The following is a 22,903-nucleotide window of genomic DNA, read 5'->3' as shown; positions in this document are numbered from 1 at the left end:
ATTTAATTAGCATTAGTAGGTATTTTTTGCTGTAAGCGAAAGGGAGGGATTTTTCTATGAAAAAGTTTTTGGCGTTCCTGATGGCCTTCGCGGTTATTGGTTCCGTACTGGCCGGCTGCGGTGGCGGAGACAAGAAAAAAGAAGCTCCGAAACCGGCTGCTGACGGTGGCAAAAAATTCATTAACATTGCTACCGGCGGTACTGCGGGTACCTATTATCCGTTAGGCGGCGCGCTGGCTGACATCCTGAACAAAAACCTGAAAGGCGCGAATGCTTCCGCTCAGTCCACCGGTGCTTCTGTTGCCAACGTAAACCTGTTGAAGGAAGGCAAAGTTGACATTGCGTTCATCCAGAACGATATTGCTTACTATGCCGCAACCGGAACAGAAATGTTCAAAGACAAAAAAGTTGAATCTCTGAAAGGCCTGGCTACCCTGTATCCGGAAACCGTTCAGATCGTTACCACCAAAAAAACCGGTATCAAGACCGTTGCTGACCTGAAAGGCAAGAGAGTTGCCGTAGGCGCTGCCGGCTCCGGTACCGAAGCAAACGCCCGTCAGATCCTGAACATTGCGGGCATCACCTATAAAGACATCAAACCCCAGTACCTGTCCTTCGGCGAAGCTGCTTCCGCCCTGAAAGACGGCAACGTTGACGCAGGCTTCGTAGTAGCCGGTTTCCCGACTGCTGCTATCCAGGACCTTGCTACCCAGCATGAAGTGGTAATGGTAAGCGTAGCCGCTGACATTGCTGACAAGCTGATTGCCAAGTATCCGTACTACACCAAAGTTACCATTCCGGCCAAGACCTACAACAAGGTTGAAACCGATACTGCTGCTGTTGCTGTAAAATGCATGCTGGCTGTTACCGATAAGATGGATGCCGACACCGGTTACGCTGTAGTAAAAGCATTGTATGGCAACCTGGACCGTATGAAAGCTGCTCATAACGTATCCAAGAACATCACCAAAGAAACCGGTAAAGATGGTATGTCCATTAAACTGAATGCCGGCGCGGAAAAATTCTTCAACGAGAAGTAATTTTTGATGGATCACACAAGTACAGACCGGACTCCGGCGTCCACCGGGGCCCGGTCTTTTTTCAAACATCCTGCTTTTGTAGTACTGCTGGCGGTTGTTGCGGTACTGGCAACCTGGTACGGGAACCGGCTGCTGGTGGTGCTGCTGCCTGAAAATAATCTCCCGGTCCGGTATTTCGCCGTGGAAAAGGGTGGGGAATGGAGCTATCATTATAAGCATTCTGTCCAGCAGACTCCGGTGGATGAATATTTCCGGGTCAACGGCGTGGATGATATGACCATGACCCATACGACCTATGAGTCGTTAGGCGTGGGGCTTCCGTATGATCCTTCGGAAGGAACGTTTACAAGCCTGAAGAAAGATGGCAAATTCGACCTGGAAATGAACCGGCCTTATAAATATCTTAAGTTCCGGACTGCCGTACAGGCGATGCCAAAGATCATCCACAAGGACGTAACCTATGATTTATGTCCGCTGTACGGGCAGGGAACCCTGGTAGAAGTTAAAGTTATGAAGCGTTATCAGTATTGGCTGCTGTCACTGACGAAATAACGTAAAATATGTAGTGAACTGATTCTGAAATTCCTTTTGGAAAATCTGTAAACCTTTTTTAATTCCCAATAATTTTTAGAGAAGGCGGTGAGGCCTGTGGACGATTTGAAAAAGAAAACAACTGACGCTCCGGCAGAAATGTCTGCCGAAGAGGTGATGCAGAAATTTGATAAAGAGTCGAACAAGCGGGAACCGGACGGATTCTGGGGATATGTGATCTCCGCCATCTGCATCCTGTTTGCCTGCTTCCAGCTGTATACCGGTATCTTCGGCGTCTTGGACGCGCATTTGCAGCGTACGATCCATCTGTGTTTCGGTATGGCGCTGATCTACCTGCTGTATCCGGGACGGGCGAGCTGGTCGAGAAAGTCCATGCATCCGGTGGACCTGGTATTTGCGGTGCTCAGCGTGTTTGCGACGATGTATATTTTCTTTCAATACGATGAGCTGGTGCTCCGGGCCGGCATGAATACCGAAACGGATATCATGGTAGGTATCCTGGGTATCGTGCTGGTATTTGAAGCGGCCCGCCGCACGGTTGGCTGGCCCATGATCACCGTGGCGCTGGTCTTCCTGGCATATGCTTTTGCCGGTCCCTATATGCCCGGCATCATGGCGCACCGCGGTGTCGGCTTTGACGAACTGGTCAGCCATCTGTACTTTACCACAGAAGGTATCTTCGGCGTGCCGATGGGCGTATCGTCCACCTTTATTTATCTGTTCATCCTGTTCGGCGCCTATCTGGAAGCTACTGGTCTCGGCAAGTTCTTCATCGATACGGCTAACGCCCTGGCAGGCTGGGCAGTAGGCGGTCCCGCCAAGGTTGCAGTCCTGTCTTCCGGACTGATGGGTACGGTATCCGGTTCTTCCGTAGCCAATGTGGCAGGTACCGGTTCTTTTACCATCCCCATGATGAAAAAGCTGGGTTACCGTCCCGCTTTCGCCGGCGCGGTAGAAGCGGCGGCTTCCACTGGCGGCCAGCTGATGCCCCCCGTTATGGGCGCGGCGGCTTTCCTGATGGCGGAATTCGTAGGCGTTCCTTATATTGATGTAGTCAAGGCGGCCGTGATTCCGGCGGTGCTGTATTACACCGGTATCTGGATCGGCGTTCATTTTGAAGCGAAAAAATACGGCTTAAAGGGTACCCCCAGGGAAGAGTTGCCGAAGTTTGGCGAGCTGCTGCGGGAAAAAGGCCATCTGGCCATTCCCCTGATCATCATCGTGTACCTGCTGGTTACCGGTTATACCCCCATGCGGGCCGCTCTGTATGCCATTGCCCTGACTATCATCTGCGCCTGCCTGCGTAAGAGTACGCGCATTACCCCCACGGATTTTGTCAACGGTCTGATTAACGGTTCCAAAGGTGTGCTGGGCGTACTGATTGCCTGCGCCACCGCCGGTATCATCATCGGCGTCGTCACCAAGACCGGCGTCGGCCTGAAACTGGCTACCGCGCTGCTGGATCTGGCAGGCGGCCAGTTACTGCCGGCCATGTTCTTCACCATGATTACTTCGCTGATCCTGGGCATGGGCGTTCCCACCACCGCTAACTATGTAATCACGTCTACTATTGCAGCACCTGCACTGGTACAGATGAATGTCCCGGTTCTGGCGGCGCACATGTTCGCGTTCTACTTCGGTATCGTAGCCGACGTTACGCCTCCGGTTGCCCTGGCGGCTTACGCAGGTTCCGGCATCGCCGGCGCCAATCCCATGAAGACCGGCGTCAATGCGGCGAAACTGGCGATTGCGGCTTTCATCGTTCCGTACATTTTCGTACTGGCGCCAGAATTACTGATGATCAACGCGACGGCCTTTACGGTGTTGCTGTCCATGGTCACCGCCATTCTCGGTATGTGGGGTCTGTCCCTGGCCATGATCGGTTTCTGTCAGCATCCGTTGAACGCGCTGCAGCGTATCGTATTCTTCCTGGGCGGCCTCTGCCTGATTATTCCGGGGACTATGACCGATATCGCAGGCGTGGCTGTGCTTGCGCTGGGGTTCCTGTGGCAGAAACGCAACAAGGGCGGCGCCCTGAAAGTGGGTTCTGACGATTAAGAATCAGAGAGCTGTGTAATAATGCTTTATTTGTTTTAACAATTTAATACGTTTTTCTTTCGCACCGGCCGTTCTTCCTTTTCCCTCCTTTCTCACGATAAGGTTCGCATGAGCAGGCCGGTGCGTTTATTTTTATCATGGCTGTTTTTAAAAATCATTTTAATAAATAGGAAGATTAAAATTGCCGGAATGTAATCTCCACCAGCCCGGAATTGGAAATATTTATATAAATTTTGCCCGATTATGATTAAAGTTCACATTTTTCTCACATTTAAACGCTGTTAAAGAAGCGGAAACGTTGTTTTTCCGATTTAATTGCAGTATAATAACAGCAGAGTTGAAATGAGCGGAAATTTTATATATGGAGGTAAATTTTGGATAAGGTCTCAAATAAACTTAATATCATACCGTTAGGCGGCCTCGGCGAAATCGGGAAGAACATGACGGCGTTCCGTTATGGTAACGATATCATCCTGATTGACGCCGGTTTAATGTTCCCTGAAGACGATATGCTGGGAATCGATCTGGTAATTCCCGATATTACCTATTTAATTGAAAATCAGGATAAACTGAGAGGTATTTTTCTGACCCACGGTCATGAAGATCATATCGGCGCGCTGCCTTTTATTCTGAAACAGCTGGATGTGCCGGTTTACGGCACTGCGTTGACTCTCGGCATTCTGGAGGGGCGCCTGGAGGAGGCGGGGGTTTCTACCGCCAATTTAAATGTAATAAAGTCCGGCGACCGTGTGCGGGCCGGCGTTTTTAAACTGGAATTCATGCGGGTCAACCACAGTATCCCTGACGCGATTGGCATGGCGATCCATACACCGGTAGGTCTCATTGTTCACACCGGCGACTTTAAGATCGACCAGACGCCGGTAGACGGACAGGTGATGGAACTGAACCGTTTCGCGGAATACGGTGACCGCGGCGTCCTTTTAATGATGGCAGACAGTACGAACGCGGAACGTCCCGGTTATACCCAGAGCGAAAAGTTTGTGGGGGAAACGTTTGATAACGAATTCCGCCATGCAAAGCACCGTATCATTGTTGCCACGTTCTCGTCCAATGTGCACCGCATCCAGCAGATCTGCGATACGGCCGTCAAATTCAGACGCAAGGTTGCGGTTATGGGACGCAGCATGGTCAATGTTGTCAATATTTCCCTGAAGCTGGATTACCTGAAAGTGCCGGAGGGGCTGCTGATCGATATTGATGACATCCGTAATTATTCCAATGACCAGATTGTTGTAATCTGTACCGGCAGCCAGGGTGAACCCATGTCCGCCCTGACCCGTATGTCAATGGGTGAAAACCGCAAGGTACAGATCGTTCCCGGCGATACGGTGATCATTTCCGCTGCGCCGATCCCCGGCAACGAGAAGATGGTGTCCAATACCATCAACCATTTATATATGCTGGGCGCGGAAGTGGTATATGAAAAGGCGAACGGCGTGCATGTTTCCGGCCATGCCAGCCAGGAAGAACTGAAACTCATGCATCATCTGGTACGTCCTAAATTCTTTATGCCCGTCCATGGCGAATACAGGCATCTTGTCAAGCATGCCAGACTGGCGGAGAGCCTTGGCATGGATCCGAAAAACATCATGATTGCGCAAAACGGTTCAGTTGTAGAACTTTCCCGGGATAAGATCTGCGTAAACGGAAAAGTGATGGCAGGCAAGGTGCTGATTGACGGTCTGGGGGTAGGCGACGTGGGCAATATTGTGCTGCGCGACCGCCGGCAGCTGTCCCAGGACGGCATCATGATCGTTGTGGTTGGCGTGGACAGCGCGACAAACCAGATTGTGTCCGGACCCGATATTGTATCCCGCGGTTTTGTGTATGTCCGGGAAGCAGAGGACCTGATGGTCGAGGCAAAGGGCAGGGTCCAGGATGCGCTGGATAAATGCGAGGAAAGAAATCATACGGAATGGTCGACCCTTAAAGTTGCGATCCGCGATTCTCTGGGACGGTTTTTGTTTGAAAAGACAAGGCGGCGCCCGATGATCATTCCGATTATTATGGAAGTATAAGCTAAACATATTTATAGTACAAACCTGTTTAACCTATTTAATTAAGAGGGATTTTTGAAGCCCGTCTTTCCTTACGCTTTGCGAGTGAGGTAACAAAGTGAAAAAACAACCAGCAGTACAGAATGAAAAAGAAATACAGAAAAGCCAAAAGAATACCGAGCTGAAAGGTCTCCTGTTTATTGCAGCGGGGCTGTTTCTGCTGGCTTCTTACGCGGGGCTGCCTACTGGTTTTGTCGGGGAGTTCCTGCATGAAGTGATGTCCTACGGTTTCGGGTTAGGCGCAATCATTTTCCCGTTCATTTTTATCGCGATGGGAATCGGTTATTTCCGCCTGAAGAAAAACCTGATCCGGTTCGGTGGATTCTGGGCGGCTATGCTTTTTTATGTCTGCCTGCTTGGTTTTCTGCATCATATCTTTATCCCTCTCGGTTATGAAACGGAACCGTCATCTTTGCCCCAGGGGGGCGGCTTGATCGGGGGGCTTCTGTCTAACGTGCTGCACGCGGTGGCAGGTGCTACCGGGGCCGTCATTTTGTTGGTCGCCGGTATGCTGGCCAGCCTGGTGCTGACAGGCAAACTATCCGTTGCAGCGTTAACGGCGAAAGCGGGGGACAAGATTCAGGATATCCGGAGCGCAAGACGGGAACGCCGGAACATGGAGAACGATTCTGAAGAGTCTGACCGGTATGTTCCCGGGAAACAGGAACCCCGGCCGTTTTTCGGCGGCACGGATACAGAGGAGAGAAAATCCAGCCCGCTGGATGTGTATAACAAAGATGAGTTTGCTGATTTTAATGATGACGTGCGCAAACCATCTGCTTTTAAAAAGATTCTGAATTTCGGCCAAAAGGCGCTGGACAGGAATACGGATGGAACAGATCCGGAAAACACCCGGCCGGATGGGACCGGATCCGGGAACTATGTTCCTGTGGAGCGCATGGCCAATCATGACAAGACGGAAAAAGAGAGGCCGTCTTTAATTAAGATTTATCCTGAACAACAGGAAACCAGGGTTTTACGCCCTGCGTCCGGTATTATCACGGGTCATACCGACAATCCGGAACCGGCGCCCTGGGAGAAGGGTGCCATCATTCCGGGGCAGGAGTTTCAGGAACCTTCTGTTACCGGTAACGGGGAGGAAACGCCTGCAGGCACGGAGATGGATCATGAACTGCCGGTACCGGACGAAGTGACTTCCGGAAAACCGCGCTTTATTCTGACACCTAACGGGGTGACCCGGGTTACGGACGGATCCGTGAAATCTGAAGACGAGAAGGAAAAAGTTTCCAAAAACGCAACGGCTGGTTCTGCTTCCAATAAAGAGATGGAAACGGGGCATTCCGATGCAGAAAAAGAAACAGAGCAGAAAAAAGAAGAGTACATCTTCCCACCGCTGGAACTTCTGAATCCGGTTAAAAAGACAAACCGCCGTCAGTTTGATTCCGACGTAAGAGAACAGTGCCGCAAGCTGGAACAGACCCTGGCGGATTTCCGGGTCAATGCCAAAGTGACCGGCGTGACACGGGGGCCTTCGGTTACCCGGTATGAACTGGAACCCGCTCCCGGCGTAAAGGTCAGCTCTGTCGTAAATCTGGCGGACGATATCGCGTTGCGCCTGGCTGCCCCCGGCGTCCGGGTGGAGGCACCCATTCCGGGGAAAGCGGCTATCGGCATCGAAGCGCCGAATGTTACCAATGATATGGTCAGCTTCCGGGAAATCGTTGACTGTGAAGATGTCCGCAAGAGTTCGTCCAAGCTGTGTGTCGGGCTGGGCAAGGATATAGAAGGCAAGGTAATTACGATTGACCTTGCCAAGATGCCCCATCTGCTGGTAGCGGGCACTACCGGCAGCGGCAAGTCCGTCTGTGTGAATACGCTGCTGGCCGGCATCATGTACAAAGCCCGTCCGGACGAGGTGAAACTGATTCTGGTCGATCCCAAGGTGGTGGAACTGACCAATTACAACGGCATTCCCCATCTGCTGGTGCCTGTAGTTACTGACGCAAAAAAAGCAGCTTCAGCATTGCACTGGGCTGTAGCAGAAATGGAGCGGCGGTATAAATCTTTTGCGGATACCCGCGTAAGGGATATCAAAGCCTATAATGCCCAGGCGGAAGAAAAAATGCCGTATATTGTCATCGTTATTGACGAGATGAGCGATCTGATGATGGTGGCCAAGGCCGATGTGGAAGACGCTATTTTGCGCCTGGCCCAGAAGGCCCGGGCCTGCGGTATCCACATGGTGCTGGCGACCCAGCGTCCGTCAGTCGATGTCATTACCGGTATTGTAAAAGCGAACATCCCGTCCCGCATTGCTTTTGCCGTTTCTTCCCTGACAGATTCCCGTACGATTCTGGACATGGGCGGCGCGGAAAAACTGCTGGGCAAAGGCGATATGCTCTATTATCCTATCGGAGCCAATAAACCGTCCCGTGTGCAGGGTGCTTTTGTCAGTGATGAGGAACTGAACCGGGTGACCGATTTCATCAAACAGCAGGCAATTCCCGTTGAATACAGCGACGAAGTTACCAATGTGGTACTGCCCAGCGACAGCCAGAAAGAAGCCAAAAACGCGGCTGGCGGCAGCGGGGATGCGCAGGAAGAACAAGGACAGGACGAATTGCTGGATGACGCGATCCGTTTAGTGCTGGACCTGGGACAGGCATCTGCTTCCATGCTGCAACGCCGGTTCCGTATCGGCTACAACCGGGCGGCACGGCTGGTGGAAGCCATGGAAGAACTGGGTATCGTGGGGCCCGCTATCGGCAGCAAGCCGCGGGAGTTGAAGATGTCCAGGGATGAAGTGGAATATAAATTCCTGCAGAAAGACAATTTTTCAGACAGTCAGTAACGGAGAAGGTTTTTCCGTTTTAACAGTTAAGTCGGAATCAATCGTTTTAGTTGGAAAACCCGTATGCGGTTTTGATTGTTGCATGATGGAGGATGATGCCGCTATGGATATCGGAAAAGCTCTACAGGACGCGCGTGTCGCGAAGAATCTGACTCTGGACCAGGCAGCGCAGGAAACCAATATCCGTAAAGCATATCTGGAGGCAATTGAGCAGAATGATTTTGCGACGCTCCAGGGTGACGTTTTTGTGAAAGGGGTAATGCGTACCTATGGCAATTACCTCGGTCTGGACGGCGCGCAGCTGGTAGAGGAATATAAGGCTGCCAGCGCGGGAAACCGCCCGGTTAAAAATAATAACGCAATCCGGGAATCCCGGGATGTAAAAGTCCGTCCTACCTTTAAATCCAACCGGGATATCGGTTCCGGCAACGGCAATGATCACAGGCTGCTGTTTATTATTATAGGCATACTTGCCTTGCTGCTGGCAGCTGCCGGCGGGTTTTATTATTACCTGACACAGACGGGCCGGGCAGCAAATCTGTCGCTGCCGTTCAGCGTTGGCACTTCCGCCGAAACAAAAGAAAAGAACATCGAAGCGAAAGAGCAGAACAAAGAATCTGCCTTAAAAGGAAAAGAAAATACGGCACAGAAGCAACAGGCTGCCGTGCAGCAGGAAACAAAAAGTGATCCTGCAGTAAAACCCGGGGAAACAAAAAGCGTTTCTGCAGTAACCTCCGGGAAAACAAAAAAGATGACAAATTTAAAGATTACTTCTGCCGGGAAATGCTGGCTGCGGGTTACCGATCAAAAAGGAACGGTATTGTTTGAAGGAAATTTGCTGAAAGGGGAAAGCAAAACCTTTACCAGCAGTTCGGATATTGTTATGCGGATTGGAAATCTGAAGGATTTGAAGGTTGAGTATAACGGGAAACTCCTTCCACCGGAAGACCCTGAAGAAGCTGTAACAAGGACATATATACCAGCTGAAACGGAAAAGATTAATTGAGGGAAGCAAAGATTAACTTAAGAAAAGCAGGAAGAGGCATAATACTGTTTCCGAAAGGAAGAACAATGAATCGGTACTTTTTACCCGTGTGCAAAGAGGATATGGAGGAAAGAGGCTGGGAACAGCTTGATTTTCTTTTTATCAGCGGGGACGCATATGTGGATCATCCGTCTTTTGCGCCGGCAGTCATCTGCCGTGTATTGGAAGCAGCGGGTTATAAAGTTGCAATTTTACCCCAGCCGGACTGGCGTGATTCCCGTTCTTTTCAGACCATGGGAAAGCCCCGTCTGGGCGTGCTGGTCTGCGGAGGAAACCTGGATTCCATGCTGTGCCATTACACGGCAGCCAGAAAACCCCGCAAAGAAGATAAATATACGCCCGGGAAAGAGATGGGGAAGCGGCCGGACCACGCCACACTGGTTTATACTAAAATCGCAAAGCAATTATGGCCTGATATCCCAGTCATCATTGGCGGCATTGAAGCGAGCCTGCGTCGCTTTGCCCATTACGACTACTGGGAGGACAAGCTGCTGCCCTCTATCCTGACGGAAAGCGGCGCGGATCTTCTGGTGTGCGGCATGGGGGAAACCCAGATCCGGGAAATAGCGGATTATCTGGCCGGCGGGGCGTCCGGCGAAGACCTGCATTATATCCGGGGCACTGCCTATTCGGCTAAGGCTTTGGACGGGTTGGAAGAGTTTACCGAACTTCCCGGTTATGACGCAATTTGTAAAGATAAAAGATTATTGGCAGAATCGTACCGGCTGCAGCACGAGAACTTTGACCCGTTTTACGGCAAAACACTTGTACAGAAAAGCAGCCGCGGTTTATACGTAGTACAGAATCCTCCGGCTATGCCCCTGACAGAAGCGGAGATGGATGCGGTTTACGATTTGCCGTACACACGGCAGTGGCATCCCATGTACGACAAAGAGGGCGGTATCGCGGCGCTGGAGGAAGTGAAATTCAGTATCGTAAGCTGCCGGGGCTGCTTCGGCAGTTGTTCTTTCTGTGCCATACACGCCCACCAGGGACGCATTATCCAGGCCCGGAGCCATGCTTCTATTTTGAAAGAAGCCAAAGAATTGACGCAGATGCCTGACTTTAAGGGGTATATCAACGATGTAGGGGGACCCACTGCGAATTTCCGGCACCCCGCCTGTAAAAAGCAGTTAAAGTTTGGGGCCTGCAAAGACCGGCAGTGCCTGTTCCCCAAACCTTGTCCCAATCTGGACGCGGACCACAGCGATTACATTCAATTACTGCGTGAATTACGCGCGCTTCCGGGAGTGAAGAAAGTATTTATCCGTTCCGGCATCCGTTACGATTACCTGCTGGCGGAAAACAGACAGCAGTTTCTGGATGAACTGTGCCGGTATCATGTCAGCGGCCAGCTGAAGATCGCTCCCGAGCATGTTGCGAATGCAACATTGAAGCATATGGGTAAGCCCGGAAAAGAAGTGTATCTGAAATTTGTCAAAGCCTTTATGCAAAAGAATAAGGAAATCGGCAAAGAACAGTACCTGGTCCCGTATTTCATTTCCAGCCATCCCGGCTGTACGCTGGCGAACGCCATTGAACTGGCGGAGTTTTTGCGTGACACGGGCCGTCATCCGGAACAGGTGCAGGATTTTATTCCCACGCCGGGCAGCGCGTCCACTGCTATGTATTATTCCGGTATAAATCCCTTTACGGGAGAAAAAGTGTATACTGTGCATAATCCTCACCATAAAGCCATGCAGCGTGCCCTCATGCAGTACCGTAATCCACGGAACCGGGCGCTGGTCGCGGAAGCATTAAAAGAGGGCGGACGCACAGACCTCATCGGCGACGGGCCCCGCTGCCTGATCCGGGAGGAACGTTTCCGTACAACGGGTACGCTGAAATCAGGAAAAGGGAAGAAGCCGGCAAGGAGAAAACAGTAAGGACCGCTTCTTAATTGAGTTTACGCGAATAAATCAACAGTCCTTATGTTAAACGGTTTGCAAAGTGATGAAGTAATGAGCAGAAAACTAATATTCACGGTCCTGGCCTGTCTGCTGTTTCTATTGGCAGGTTGCAGCAGATTCAATGCTGCCGGACCGGCGCAAACAGTAAAAGTTTATACGACGCTGGATAAAACGTTTGTTGCAGCGCTGTGCGGAAGGTTCGCCGAAAGCCTGCCGCAGGATAAAAAGATTGCATTTGTCATTTCGGATAAAGAGGATGAACTGGAACAGGCGGACTGTATCATGAGCGGATCAACTTTGCTGCAGCAAAAAGCGGCTGCCGGTTCCCTGCAGAAAATCCATGCGGAATTTGCCGACCTGCTGCCGGCAGAGTTGAAAGATAAAGAAGAACAATGGGTCACTCTGTTTTACGATCCGGCGGTTTTGCTGGTCAACCAGGCTTATTCCCGAAAGGTTGGGCAGCAACAGCTTTTGCACTGGTCTGACGTGCCGGGGCAGAAGGATGCGCGGATTGTCATGGAAAATCTCAGTGACAACGAATCCACGATGCTGTTCCTGGCTGCCATGTCGTCCAGGATGGGCCAGGATGAGTGTATAGCCTATCTCAGACAGATCCGCCCCCTGGTCAGGCAATTCGCGAAGTTCCCCATCACGCCGGTCCGCATGGCTGCTACCGGTGATGCCGATATCGCGATAACCCGGCGGAGCCATGTGTTCAAATATCTGCAGAATGATTTTCCGGCTTATATTCTGATTCCGGAAGAAGGAACTCCGGTGAATTTGTTTGGCATCGGTTTGTTACAGCACAGCAAAAGACAAAAAGAAACTATAGCGTTCATTGACTGGTGTTTACGTTCTTCCGAAGCAAGGACGCTCCTTATGACGACCCGCAGCGGCTATCTGCCGGTATTGCCGAAAGGGGAAAACGGACAGGCTGTAAACAGGGATGTTTTGTGGACCAATACATTTTACAAAAGCAGGCAGGCGCTGGAACAGTTAGCGGCGGACTGGCTCAGGGAAATCCGTTTGGCGGATGCCGGGGAGGATGCAAAATGAAACTGGGGCTGATCAGTTTGGGGTGCCCGAAGAATCTGGTTGATTCCGAAGTCATGCTGGGCATCATTGAAAAATACGACATTGAGATTACAAATGATCCCGAAGCGGCGGAAGTCATTATTGTGAACACCTGTGGCTTTATTGAATCTGCCAAACAGGAATCTATTGAAACAATTCTTTCCATGGCAGCTTATAAAACAGAAGGTTGTTGCAGGCATCTGATCGTGACCGGATGTCTGGCTCAACGCTATGCGCAGGATTTGTTCCGGGATATGCCGGAAATAGACGCCCTTGTGGGGACGAACGTGTTTAAAGACATCGGCCGGGTGATTGACCGGGTGATGCAGGGAGAACGGGTCATGCATCTGAAAGACGATGATCTTCTGCCATTGCCTGGAGCCGGGCAGACTCTGAAAGTTTCCTTATCCGGGTCCGGTTTGCCTCAGGGGAAAGAAATACAGGCGGATCCCCGTAAATTGACGACGCCGCCGTATCTGGCCTATCTGAAAATCGCGGAAGGCTGTGACAATTTCTGCTCGTTCTGCGCAATTCCCCTGATTCGCGGCCGTTATACCAGCAAACCTTACGAGCAGGTTATGGCTGAGGCAAAAGATCTGGCAGACCGGGGCGTAAAGGAACTGGTGGTTATTGCCCAGGATACTACGCGTTACGGACAGGATTTGTACGGAAAGCTGCGCCTGGCTGAACTGTTGCGTGATTTGAACGATATTCCCGGTTTGAAATGGATTCGCGTATTATATTCCTATCCGAATACGTTTACGGATGAACTGATTGACGCGTATGCCACCCTGCCAAAGGTATGCCATTACGTGGACCTGCCGCTGCAGCATGCCAGCGACCGGCTGCTGCACGCCATGCGGCGCCGGGATAAGCTGGAAGAAACGAAAAAACTTTTGAAAAAGTTGCGGAAACGCATCCCGGATATTGTAATACGCACGACCTTTATTGTGGGTTTCCCCGGTGAAACAGAGGAAGACTTCGCGATTCTGAAAGAGTTTGTGGTTGAACAGAAATTTGAGAATGCAGGCGTGTTCCGGTATTCCCGGGAAGAAAATACGGCGGCGGCCGCTATGCCGGACCAGATTCCGGAAGAAGTTAAACAGGATCGCTATGATGAACTGATGGCGATACAGGCAGGGATTTCGGAAGAGACCCACCGGGCCATGGAAGACAGGGAACTGGAAGTGGTTGTGGAAGGGTATGAAGAAGGGGAAGAAAACCTTGCCGTTGCCCGCAGCTACCGGGAAGCACCGGATATCGACGGAAGCATTTTTGTGGAAAATGCCGCAGGACTGAAGCCGGGAGATTTTATCAGAGTCAGGATTGAACAGGGATTTGCCTACGAAGTAGTAGCTTCCCGACTGTAGTCTGTGGATTGAATACTAGTATTTATTATGTCATTGACAATGAAAATGTATTATGCTATTTTATTATGCGGTTCGGTTTTGTATACATTCTTTTGTCCCTTAACCGCAATTATGAAATAACAGAGCAACGCATGGGGAGGGAGTCAATTGAAAGTAGAGGTTATCACAACCGGTACGGAACTTCTTCTGGGAGAAATTTTAAACACGAACTTTACCTGGCTGGCACAGGAATTAAATCTTCGCGGTTTTGATGTTTTGTATCAGACCACAGTAGGAGATAATCCGGCGCGAATGAAAGAGGTGCTGGATATTGCTGCCGGGCGTGCTGATATCGTCATCACCAGTGGAGGGCTGGGACCCACCCGGGGTGATATTACCAAGGAACTGGTTGCGGAGTATTGCGGCGTAGATATGTATATGAATCTGGAAGTGTGGAACCATATCCACGACCTGTTATCCAGACGGAACATCTGTATTGCGTCTAATAACGAAAAGCAGGCCCTGGTTCCCAGCGGCGCCATTGTTTTGCATAACGCGGTGGGAACAGCTCCGGGGCTTGTACTCGAGCATGGAAGTACCACATTCATCATGCTTCCGGGACCGCCTTTTGAATTGCAGCATGTTTGCGAACAGGAATTATTCCCGTATTTTGAACAGCGGTTTCCCCATTTGGGAATTATCAAATCCCATACGCTGAAGGTACGGGGTATCGGCGAGTCGAATCTGGCCGAGATGCTGGACGACATTATTGTCCACCAGTCGAATCCTACCATTGCCCTCTATGCACGGCACGGGGAAATTCTGGTGCGGCTGACTGCCAAAGCTTCTTCCGCGGAGGAGGCGGACGCGCTGATTGCTGCCATGCAGGAACGGGTGGAAAAGATTATCGGTCCATATGTTTACGGTTATGACGGAGACACCCTGCCTGAAGTGCTGGGGAAAGAGCTTTTAACCAGGAAGCAGACAATCGCGTTTGCGGAATCCTGTACCGGCGGACTGGCATCCAGCCTGATGACCGATGTGCCAGGCAGTTCCGAGTATGTGAAAGGTTCTGTGATTTCGTATACAAACGAAGTGAAAAACCTGGTGATCAACGTCAGTAAAACCACGCTTTCAAAAAAAGGCGCGGTGAGTGAAGAGGCTGCCCTGGAAATGGCCGAAGGCGTACGGAACGTAATCGGCTCCGATATGGCGGTGAGTATTACGGGGCTGGCCGGGCCCGGCGGGGGAACCCGCAGGAAACCGGTGGGACTTGTTTATATAGCTGTTGCGGATGAAAATGGCGCGTCGTGCCGGAAATATAATTTTACCGGGACACGTACACAAATCAAACAGAGGGCGGCTTTGACCGCTTTGGGATTGGCGCTGGACCGGCTGAAAGAATATACGGCACAGAATGATTTGGAGGAAACCACTGATGACCATGATGCAGACAGATAGTTTTGGAGAATTGGTACTGGAAAAGCGTGTTGTTGCTGCCTTAAAGGAGATGGGGTTTGAAGAACCGTCGCCGATCCAGCAACAGGCAATTCCATTATTGCTGGAAGGCAGGGATATAATCGGGCAGGCACAGACCGGAACAGGAAAAACGGCTGCGTTTGGCATTCCCATTATCCAGGGGATTGAAGACCGCCGGCATATTCAGGCGCTGATCATGAGCCCCACCCGTGAACTGGCAATCCAGATTGCGGAAGAAATCGCGAAGATTGGCTGTAATAAACGCATCAAAGTAGTTCCCGTTTACGGCGGCCAGCCTATTGAACGGCAGATTCGCGCCCTGAAGAGCGGTGTGCAGATTGTCATCGGCACGCCGGGACGCTTGCTGGATCATATCCGCCGGGGGACAATCAAGCTGAACTATGTCCGCTACCTTGTTCTGGACGAGGCAGATGAAATGCTGGATATGGGTTTTGTTGAAGACATGGAAGAAATCATGGCGAGCGTTCCGTCTGAACGGCAGACCATGCTGTTTTCCGCGACCATGCCCCGTCCGATCCTTAGCCTGACCAAAAAATACATGCGGGCTCCCCAGATAGTAACGGTGAGTAAAGAAGAAATCACGGTGCCTCTGATTGATCAGTATTATTTTGAGACCCGTGATAAAATCGAAGGAATTTCCCGCCTGCTGGATGCGGGTATCGAAGGAAAAAGCATCATCTTCTGCCGCACCAAACGGGGTGTTGATGATTTGACGGCCTCGTTGGGAAGCAGAGGATATATAGCGGAAGGACTGCATGGGGATTTATCCCAGGCCCAGCGTGACCGTGTCATGAAAAAGTTCAGGGAAGGGCGTCTGGACATTTTAATTGCCACAGATGTGGCGGCCCGCGGTCTGGATATTGATAACGTGCAATATGTCATCAACTTTGATATACCGCAGGATCCGGAGAGTTACGTGCACCGTATTGGCCGTACCGGACGGGCAGGCAATACCGGCGTGGCGCTGACGTTCATTCTTCCCAGGGAATTCCGTCAGTTAAAACTGATAGAACGGATTGCAAAAACGCGTATCCGCCGCCGTGAACTGCCGACTACCAGCGATGTTCTGGAGCACCAGCGGGAGCAGATCATCTCCAGGATGCAGTCCCTGCTGGAAATGGGGAATTACGGCAATTACATGCCGGTTGTGACTGCGTTAAGCAAGGAATACGAACTGGAAGAAATTGCCGCAGCTGCGCTGAAACTGATGCAGGAAGGGAACAGAGCCCTTGAAATTACGGAAGAAAAGAACACTATCAGCGATCTGACGGATCAGAGTCTGGCTAATACCGGCGGCCGTCCCGGCATGGTGCGGTTCTTCCTGAATGTTGGGCGCAGCCAGAAGATTACGGTTCCCGAACTGGTGCGGACGATTGCCAGGGAAGCTGATATTCCCGGCCGTTCCATTGGTCTGATTAATATTTTTGATAAATTTTCCTTTGTCGAGGTACCGGAGCAGTATGCCGAAAAGGTGTTGGCGGTTATGCATAAAAACAGTATCCGCGGTTACAAGGTAAATATTGAGCCGGCGCATTCCAAAGATTAAGGAGTTGGGTCTGGAATGAAAGAAATTCTGGGGAATACAGAAGGATTAAAAAATAACATTATCGCAATGCTGGAACAGCTGTACCAGCTACGGGTCCCTCCCTGGCAGCTGGTGTCCCCGGAAATTGCAATACAGATGGCAAAAATCACGGGCGCCATAAACCGCGAGGTGAACATATTTCTGGATCGCAAGGGAAACGTACTAAGCGTTTCCGTGGGCGACAGCAATACGGTTTCGCTGCCGGATCTGCCGGGCAGGCGGGGAAGCGGACGTTTAAGCGGGATTCGCTGTATCCATACGCATCCGGGCGGGAATTCGCAATTAAGCGGGATCGATCTGTCTGCTTTGCGAAGCCATAAATATGATCTGATGGCTGCTATCGGCGTGAACGATGAAAAGCCGGAAGAGTTTGTGTTCGACTTTGCAATTATTACGGGAAAGGACGAGTATGGACAGTACACGGTTCAGGAATATGGCGTATTCAAACCGGAGGTGCTGGAAACATTGTTTCTGCCAAATATTATCAGTTCGGCAGAAAAACTTTTGGCTGTAACCGACGATAACCAGAAGCTTGAGCAGAGACCGGAACGTACTATTCTGGTAAGTCTGGAATACGGGAAGCAGGACAGGCTGTGGACCAGCGAGGATTCGCTGGAGGAGCTGCGCCAGCTGGCCGAGACGGCAGGGGCCGAGGTGATCGCCAAATTTCTGCAGAAGCGTCCTAAACCGGATCCGGGATTTTTTATCGGGCGCGGTAAAGTGCGTGATCTGGCATTATATGCACAGCAGGAAGATATCGACCTGTGCGTCTTTGACGAAGAATTATCTCCTGCCCAGCAGCGGAATCTGGAACAGTCGCTGGGTATAAAAGTGCTGGACCGTACAGCGCTGATTCTTGATATTTTTGCCCAGCGTGCCCAGACGAATGAAGGCAAACTGCAGGTTGAACTGGCCCAGCTGCAGTATACGCTGCCTCGCATCATGGGGCAGGGGCTTTCCCTTTCCCGCTTAGGCGGCGGAATCGGTACCCGGGGGCCCGGCGAAACCAAGCTGGAAACAGACCGCCGTATGATTCGTGACCGTATCGCGTACATAAAGGGCTGCATTGACAAGGTTCAGAATGTGCGCAAGCTTCACCGGTCTTACCGCAATAAGAACCAGGTTCCGTCAGTCAGCCTGATCGGATATACTAATGCGGGTAAGTCAACGTTACTTAATGTGCTGACTAATTCCGATGTATACGAGAAAGACCAGTTGTTTGCAACATTGGATCCCACTACACGCCAGCTGAATCTTCCGGATAAGCGGCAGGCTATCCTGACAGATACGGTAGGTTTTATCCAGCGTCTTCCGCATCAGCTGATTGCGGCTTTTAAATCTACTTTAGAAGAAACGCTGGACGCGGACCTGCTGGTCCATGTCATTGATGTCAGTCATCCGCTGTATAAGGAGCAGAGCGAAGCAGTGTACAGGGTTCTGCAGGAAACAGGCGTGCAGGATAAACCGATTTTAAGTGTTTTTAATAAGATCGATAAACTGCCTGACGAAAGCAGCGGTTTTCTGGAACAATTAAGGTCAGTTCCTGACAGCGTATGTATCTCCGCCAAAAAACGGATCGGATTGGAAACGTTGCTTACAGCCATTTCCGACAGTTTAAAATTAAAAGCAATCGAAGTCACTTTATTAATTCCCTACAGTGAATCCGGCACTGCGGCCAGATTATTCGAAGAAGGCACAGTGCTGTCGCAGGATTATGAAGCGGAGGGGATTAAGATGAAAGTCAGGCTTCAGGCCAACGATGTTGAGCGTTGGCAAAAATACACAACAGACGATGAGGATTGAATCAGTTTATGGATTTTAATAGCCCAATTTGTTTAGAAAGTATTTTTGAATTTGCCAGAAAGGAAGTGGAAAAACAAAAGCATTATTATGATGCAATTGCTTTAACGAATACCGAAAAAGTAATTTCTGCTTTCCGGAAGCATCAGGTATCGGATTTTTATATGAAACCTTCAACCGGTTATGCGTATAACGATTTAGGCAGGGAAAAACTGGACGCGATTTATGCGGATATTTTTGGAACCGAATCGGCCCTGGTGCGTTCGCAGTTTGTATCCGGAACCCATGCACTGGCTGTAGCCATGCTGGGTAATTTGCACCCCGGTGACGAAGTGATTGGCGCTACAGGTACTCCCTACGATACTATGCAGACTATTATCGGGTATCCTGAAAGGATACCGGGATCGCTGACAGATACAGGCGTTGCCTATAAAGAAGTCCCCATGACAGGCAATTATGTGGATATTCGTGCTGTTTGCAGCGCTATTACCGAAAAGACCCGGATGGTGCATATACAGCGTTCCTGTGGATACAGTGATGACAGGGGCACGCTGGATGTTGCCTCCATCGGCCGGCTGATTGAAGAGGTTCACAAAATCCGTAAAGATATTATATGTTTTGTAGATAATTGCTACGGCGAATTCACGGAAGCAAAAGAGCCGACGGATTATGGAGCAGACCTTATGGCCGGATCCCTGATTAAAAATGTGGGCGGGGGGCTTGCGCCGACAGGAGGCTATATTGTCGGAAGAGAAGAGTTGGTTTATAATGCGGCCTGCCGTCTTACGGTCCCCGGTCTTGCCGGAGAGATGGGCGCGACGTTAGGCGATACGGCCCGGGAATTCTATCAGGGTTTGTTTATGGCGCCTCACGTGGTAATGCAGGCTGTGTTAACAGCAATATATGCGGCGGCGGTTTTCAGAAAGCTAGGCTATAAAGTGAAGCCGCTGCATAGCGAGATACGGCATGACATTATCCAGTCGATTACATTAAAAAAAGCTAAAAATCTTGAGAATTTCTGCGTGGCAGTACAACTCAATTCACCGGTAGACGCACATGTAACACCTGTTCCAAGTTACATTCCCGGATACCAGGATAAAATTATAATGGCTGCAGGAACGTTTGTTCAGGGGGCATCCATTGAACTAAGCGCTGACGGACCAATGCGGGAACCGTACAATGCGTTCATGCAGGGAGGCCTTACATTCGAACATGGGCAACTGGCAATCAATGCAGCAGCCCGGTTGATAGGGCCTGCGTGTGAAAAGCGTAAGGTAAAGGCAATGGGCGACATTATCATGGAAGGTGAAAAGGATAAAGAGCTGTTACAGGCCTGTGAAAATATCATAAAATCACAAAAACTGTATGAATAATATATAAAAAAAAGTTGTATATACAGATAATAAACAAAATAAAAAACTACAGGATAATCAAAATGATAAAATCCTGTAGTTTTATTTTTTGTCAAATAAACATAAATGACGTCAGAAAGACGAATAAATGACGCTACATAAAGAGAGACATCATAATGATGCCGGGTTACAGCATACGGAATACGGCAATTACTTTACCCATAACCTGGATGTTGTCATTGCCGATAATAGGACTGTAGGAATCGTTTTCAGGCTGAAGCCGGATAGAGCGTAAATCTTTAAAATAACGTTTTACCGTTGTCTCTTCATTATCAATTAAAGCAACAACGATATCACCGTTATTGGCAAAATTTTGTTTTCGTACCACAATATAATCATGATCAAGGATACCGGCATTGATCATACTGTCGCCTTTAACAGATAACATAAAAACATCATCTTCCGTGCCAATCAGATCCAAAGGGATGGGGTAAGTCTCTTCAATATTTTCGACAGCAAGGATAGGAATACCGGCAGTGACATTACCGACAAGCGGAACAGGAACAACTGTTTTATTACGCCAAGAGGCTTCCTGCGTAAGTTCCAAAGCACGGGGCTTGGCTGAATCGCGCTGGATAAAATGCATACTTTGCAGCTTATGTAAGTGATTATGGACACTGGCAGTAGAAGACAGACCAACAGCCTTACAAATCTCACGTACAGAAGGCGGATAGCCTTTGGACTGAGCGTAACTGCGGATAAAATCCAAAACCTGTTTCTGACGATCGGTTAACATATCTTCCGTATAATTTCCGTCAAAATCTTTAGGAATTAAACTCTTGTGACGAGCCATAAAAGCAACCTCCCAAAAAAATATAATTAATTTATATAACCGAAACCATGTGAGATGATATTTAACTAAATCAATTATATCAAAACATGGGGGAGATGTCAAACGTTTGTTCATCAGCGTTTGCTATTTAATAAATTGTACAGAAATCAAAATTCTGCGCTAAAATACCATATATTTCCCAATAATCATTTTACGTCCGATAATATATATTATGTAAAATCAGAAAAGGAAAAATGGCGATTATTTAACTTTTTTTCTTAATCTGTTCCCCGGACAGCGGTCTTGTGATGCTTTGGTCCAAGCAATCACCTTAACTTCCCGTTTTTTCTTATTGAAAAAGATCACTATAATCTCTAATTTGGCCATTTTCCTCTACAACGCTTGTATTTGCGTTTTAAGCCCTGTTTTGTTTTTGCGCGACACATTTATCGTACCCAGCCTTAAAAATCGCTCTACGGGCTTTTTACGCGGTCGTTTTTTAAAATAAAAAACCGGCACAACTTTTTGGCCGGTTTTTTATTAAGTATCAGGTTACCTTCTTTTTCTGGCGTTAATTTGTTTGTTAAGAATATGTTTTGTGTTCTTTGTTATTCTGCATAAACTTTAATGAGTCAGGTTTACGATTCTTTCTGCAGTTCAAAAATTATTTAGAAAGCAATTTAATACTTCCAAAAATCTTTTCCAGTTCCGTATCCATTTTTTTCTCATCTTTGGAAATGTAAGCTGTCAAACCGAAAGTTTGCGGCGTAAACATTGCGTTTGCGTTGAGATTAAACTTAAAATTATTTTTCACAGATCCGTTACCTGATAATTCTATTGTTCCGTAATTATTGGTGAAGTTTGATTTTGTGTTAATTGCATTAAAATCAACATATTCTTTAACGGATGGATGCTTTAATCCTTCATTAATAAATTTATCAATAAGAAGGTTTGTCAGAAACGGGTTGTTGAAGAGTTCAGAAAACGTATTTTTATCTTTGGCTTTGGAGGAAGCGAATAAGACCGCTTCTGAAATTTTCTGAAAATTTATTTTTGAAATGTCTTCTTTACTCAGTGGTTTAGCGTCGTCTTTTTTTTCCGCTGCATTATCCGCATTTTTCTGAGGTACCAAAAACTCGGATAACCCGCTCCATGGCATGGCCAGCGTAACTTTAACCGGGATATTTATATCGAGTGTATTATCATTAACCTGTGCATATGCCCAGTTTTCCGGTAATTTGATCCTGCCCCCCAGCAATTCATCATTGAAACCGAAAGGAACGGTATCTTTTACCGGCGCAAAGAAGGACAGCCCCTTCAGAAAAGTTTTGCGGGAAGCGATATAGCTATTGAGCTTCTCTTTATTTCCGTCTGTGAATTCGCTCCGAACTTTCTTTTTGGAAAAAGGCGTGGCCTCCTCTATTTTATCTTTCTGTGCTTTCAGATTGGGCAGCGGGAACGTGGATACGACTGTATAAAGCATATTGTTGGCGGATGTGATGGCAATCTGCATATCAACAGACCGGCGGAGGCTTTTCAGCGTATCTGTATTCCCTTTGTCTACGATGTGAAGATAAACATAAGGCTGTTTCCCGTTTTTGTTCGTGGAAATGCTTATGGTTGAGTTATCAAGGAGTTCTTTAGGCGTCAGAGACAACTTGTTATCTGCTTTTATCTCATACGGATCCGGCATAAATAACATATAATTCACTTTATCAGGTGAAAGTTCATTACGCTCCAGAACCTGCAGGTCTTTGTATTTTCTTAAGAATTCCTCCGTAGAGAATTTTTCCCCTGTGGCCTCTTCTACTTCTTTTGCCGTAAACGCACATATAACATTTAAAGAGGCTTCTTTTTTGTCTGGCTTATTGGCAAGACCGTAAAAGTTTTTGCCGCCGATTTCCATCCAGGATGGC

General features: G+C 49.0%; 15 protein-coding genes. 13 read left to right on the top strand and 2 right to left on the bottom strand.

The features are described 5' to 3' along the window. The first annotated feature begins 56 nt into the window (after positions 1 to 56). From BM159_RS03080 to BM159_RS03020, 13 genes are all read left to right on the top strand, one after another. Positions 57 to 1,040, top strand: a complete 984-nt coding sequence (locus tag BM159_RS03080) for a TAXI family TRAP transporter solute-binding subunit (RefSeq protein ID WP_093912799.1) — start codon at positions 57 to 59, stop codon at positions 1,038 to 1,040. 6 nt (positions 1,041 to 1,046) lie between these two features. After that, entirely contained in the window at positions 1,047 to 1,592 is a 546-nt protein-coding gene (locus BM159_RS03075) for a DUF1850 domain-containing protein (protein WP_093912798.1), read from the top strand. Between the two features lie 138 nt (positions 1,593 to 1,730). Beyond that, positions 1,731 to 3,650, top strand: coding sequence for a TRAP transporter fused permease subunit (locus tag BM159_RS03070; protein ID WP_093912850.1), 1,920 nt, complete (start codon positions 1,731 to 1,733; stop codon positions 3,648 to 3,650). Positions 3,651 to 4,024: 374 nt separating this feature from the next. Next, positions 4,025 to 5,689 carry a ribonuclease J gene (locus tag BM159_RS03065; protein WP_093912797.1) on the top strand — a complete coding sequence of 555 codons (1,665 nt, stop codon included), beginning with the start codon at positions 4,025 to 4,027 and terminating at the stop codon, positions 5,687 to 5,689. 97 nt (positions 5,690 to 5,786) lie between these two features. After that, a complete protein-coding gene (locus BM159_RS03060) occupies positions 5,787 to 8,540 on the top strand; it encodes an FtsK/SpoIIIE family DNA translocase (protein ID WP_245763618.1) in 2,754 nt (917 codons plus the stop codon). Between the two features lie 103 nt (positions 8,541 to 8,643). After that, the gene (locus tag BM159_RS03055; protein ID WP_177205881.1) at positions 8,644 to 9,546 is read left to right on the top strand and encodes a helix-turn-helix domain-containing protein; all 903 of its coding nucleotides are present in this window, start codon (positions 8,644 to 8,646) and stop codon (positions 9,544 to 9,546) included. Positions 9,547 to 9,611: 65 nt separating this feature from the next. Continuing rightward, complete coding sequence (locus BM159_RS03050) at positions 9,612 to 11,471, top strand: YgiQ family radical SAM protein (protein WP_093912795.1); 1,860 nt, start codon at positions 9,612 to 9,614, stop codon at positions 11,469 to 11,471. 75 nt (positions 11,472 to 11,546) lie between these two features. Next, positions 11,547 to 12,551 (top strand): ABC transporter substrate-binding protein, encoded by a 1,005-nt coding sequence (locus BM159_RS03045; RefSeq protein WP_177205880.1) that lies wholly within the window; start codon positions 11,547 to 11,549, stop codon positions 12,549 to 12,551. Further along, entirely contained in the window at positions 12,548 to 13,939 is a 1,392-nt protein-coding gene (gene rimO / locus BM159_RS03040; protein WP_093912793.1) for a 30S ribosomal protein S12 methylthiotransferase RimO, read from the top strand. The genes BM159_RS03045 and rimO overlap by 4 nt, the downstream gene beginning before the upstream one ends. Positions 13,940 to 14,086: 147 nt before the next feature. Next, positions 14,087 to 15,379, top strand: a complete 1,293-nt coding sequence (locus BM159_RS03035) for a competence/damage-inducible protein A (RefSeq protein WP_093912792.1) — start codon at positions 14,087 to 14,089, stop codon at positions 15,377 to 15,379. Beyond that, positions 15,363 to 16,964, top strand: a complete 1,602-nt coding sequence (locus tag BM159_RS03030; protein ID WP_425443218.1) for a DEAD/DEAH box helicase — start codon at positions 15,363 to 15,365, stop codon at positions 16,962 to 16,964. The genes BM159_RS03035 and BM159_RS03030 overlap by 17 nt, the downstream gene beginning before the upstream one ends. Before the next feature lie 15 nt (positions 16,965 to 16,979). Further along, the gene (hflX, locus tag BM159_RS03025; RefSeq protein WP_093912790.1) at positions 16,980 to 18,806 is read left to right on the top strand and encodes a GTPase HflX; all 1,827 of its coding nucleotides are present in this window, start codon (positions 16,980 to 16,982) and stop codon (positions 18,804 to 18,806) included. 26 nt (positions 18,807 to 18,832) lie between these two features. Further along, positions 18,833 to 20,176 (top strand): methionine gamma-lyase family protein, encoded by a 1,344-nt coding sequence (locus tag BM159_RS03020; protein ID WP_425443217.1) that lies wholly within the window; start codon positions 18,833 to 18,835, stop codon positions 20,174 to 20,176. A gap of 166 nt (positions 20,177 to 20,342) precedes the next feature. Here BM159_RS03020 and lexA read toward each other — a convergent pair whose 3' ends face one another. Then, positions 20,343 to 21,008 (bottom strand): transcriptional repressor LexA, encoded by a 666-nt coding sequence (lexA, locus tag BM159_RS03015; protein ID WP_093912788.1) that lies wholly within the window; start codon positions 21,006 to 21,008, stop codon positions 20,343 to 20,345. A gap of 643 nt (positions 21,009 to 21,651) precedes the next feature. Beyond that, positions 21,652 to 22,893, bottom strand: coding sequence for a hypothetical protein (locus tag BM159_RS03010; RefSeq protein ID WP_143089383.1), 1,242 nt, complete (start codon positions 22,891 to 22,893; stop codon positions 21,652 to 21,654). Positions 22,894 to 22,903: the final 10 nt, after the last annotated feature.

Source organism: Succiniclasticum ruminis DSM 9236 (genome assembly GCF_900112895.1).
In the GTDB taxonomy this organism is placed as follows: Bacteria; Bacillota; Negativicutes; order Acidaminococcales; family Acidaminococcaceae; genus Succiniclasticum; species Succiniclasticum ruminis.
The sequence above is the reverse complement of the archived record's forward strand: the minus strand, read 5'-3'. Positions and strand labels throughout refer to the sequence as shown.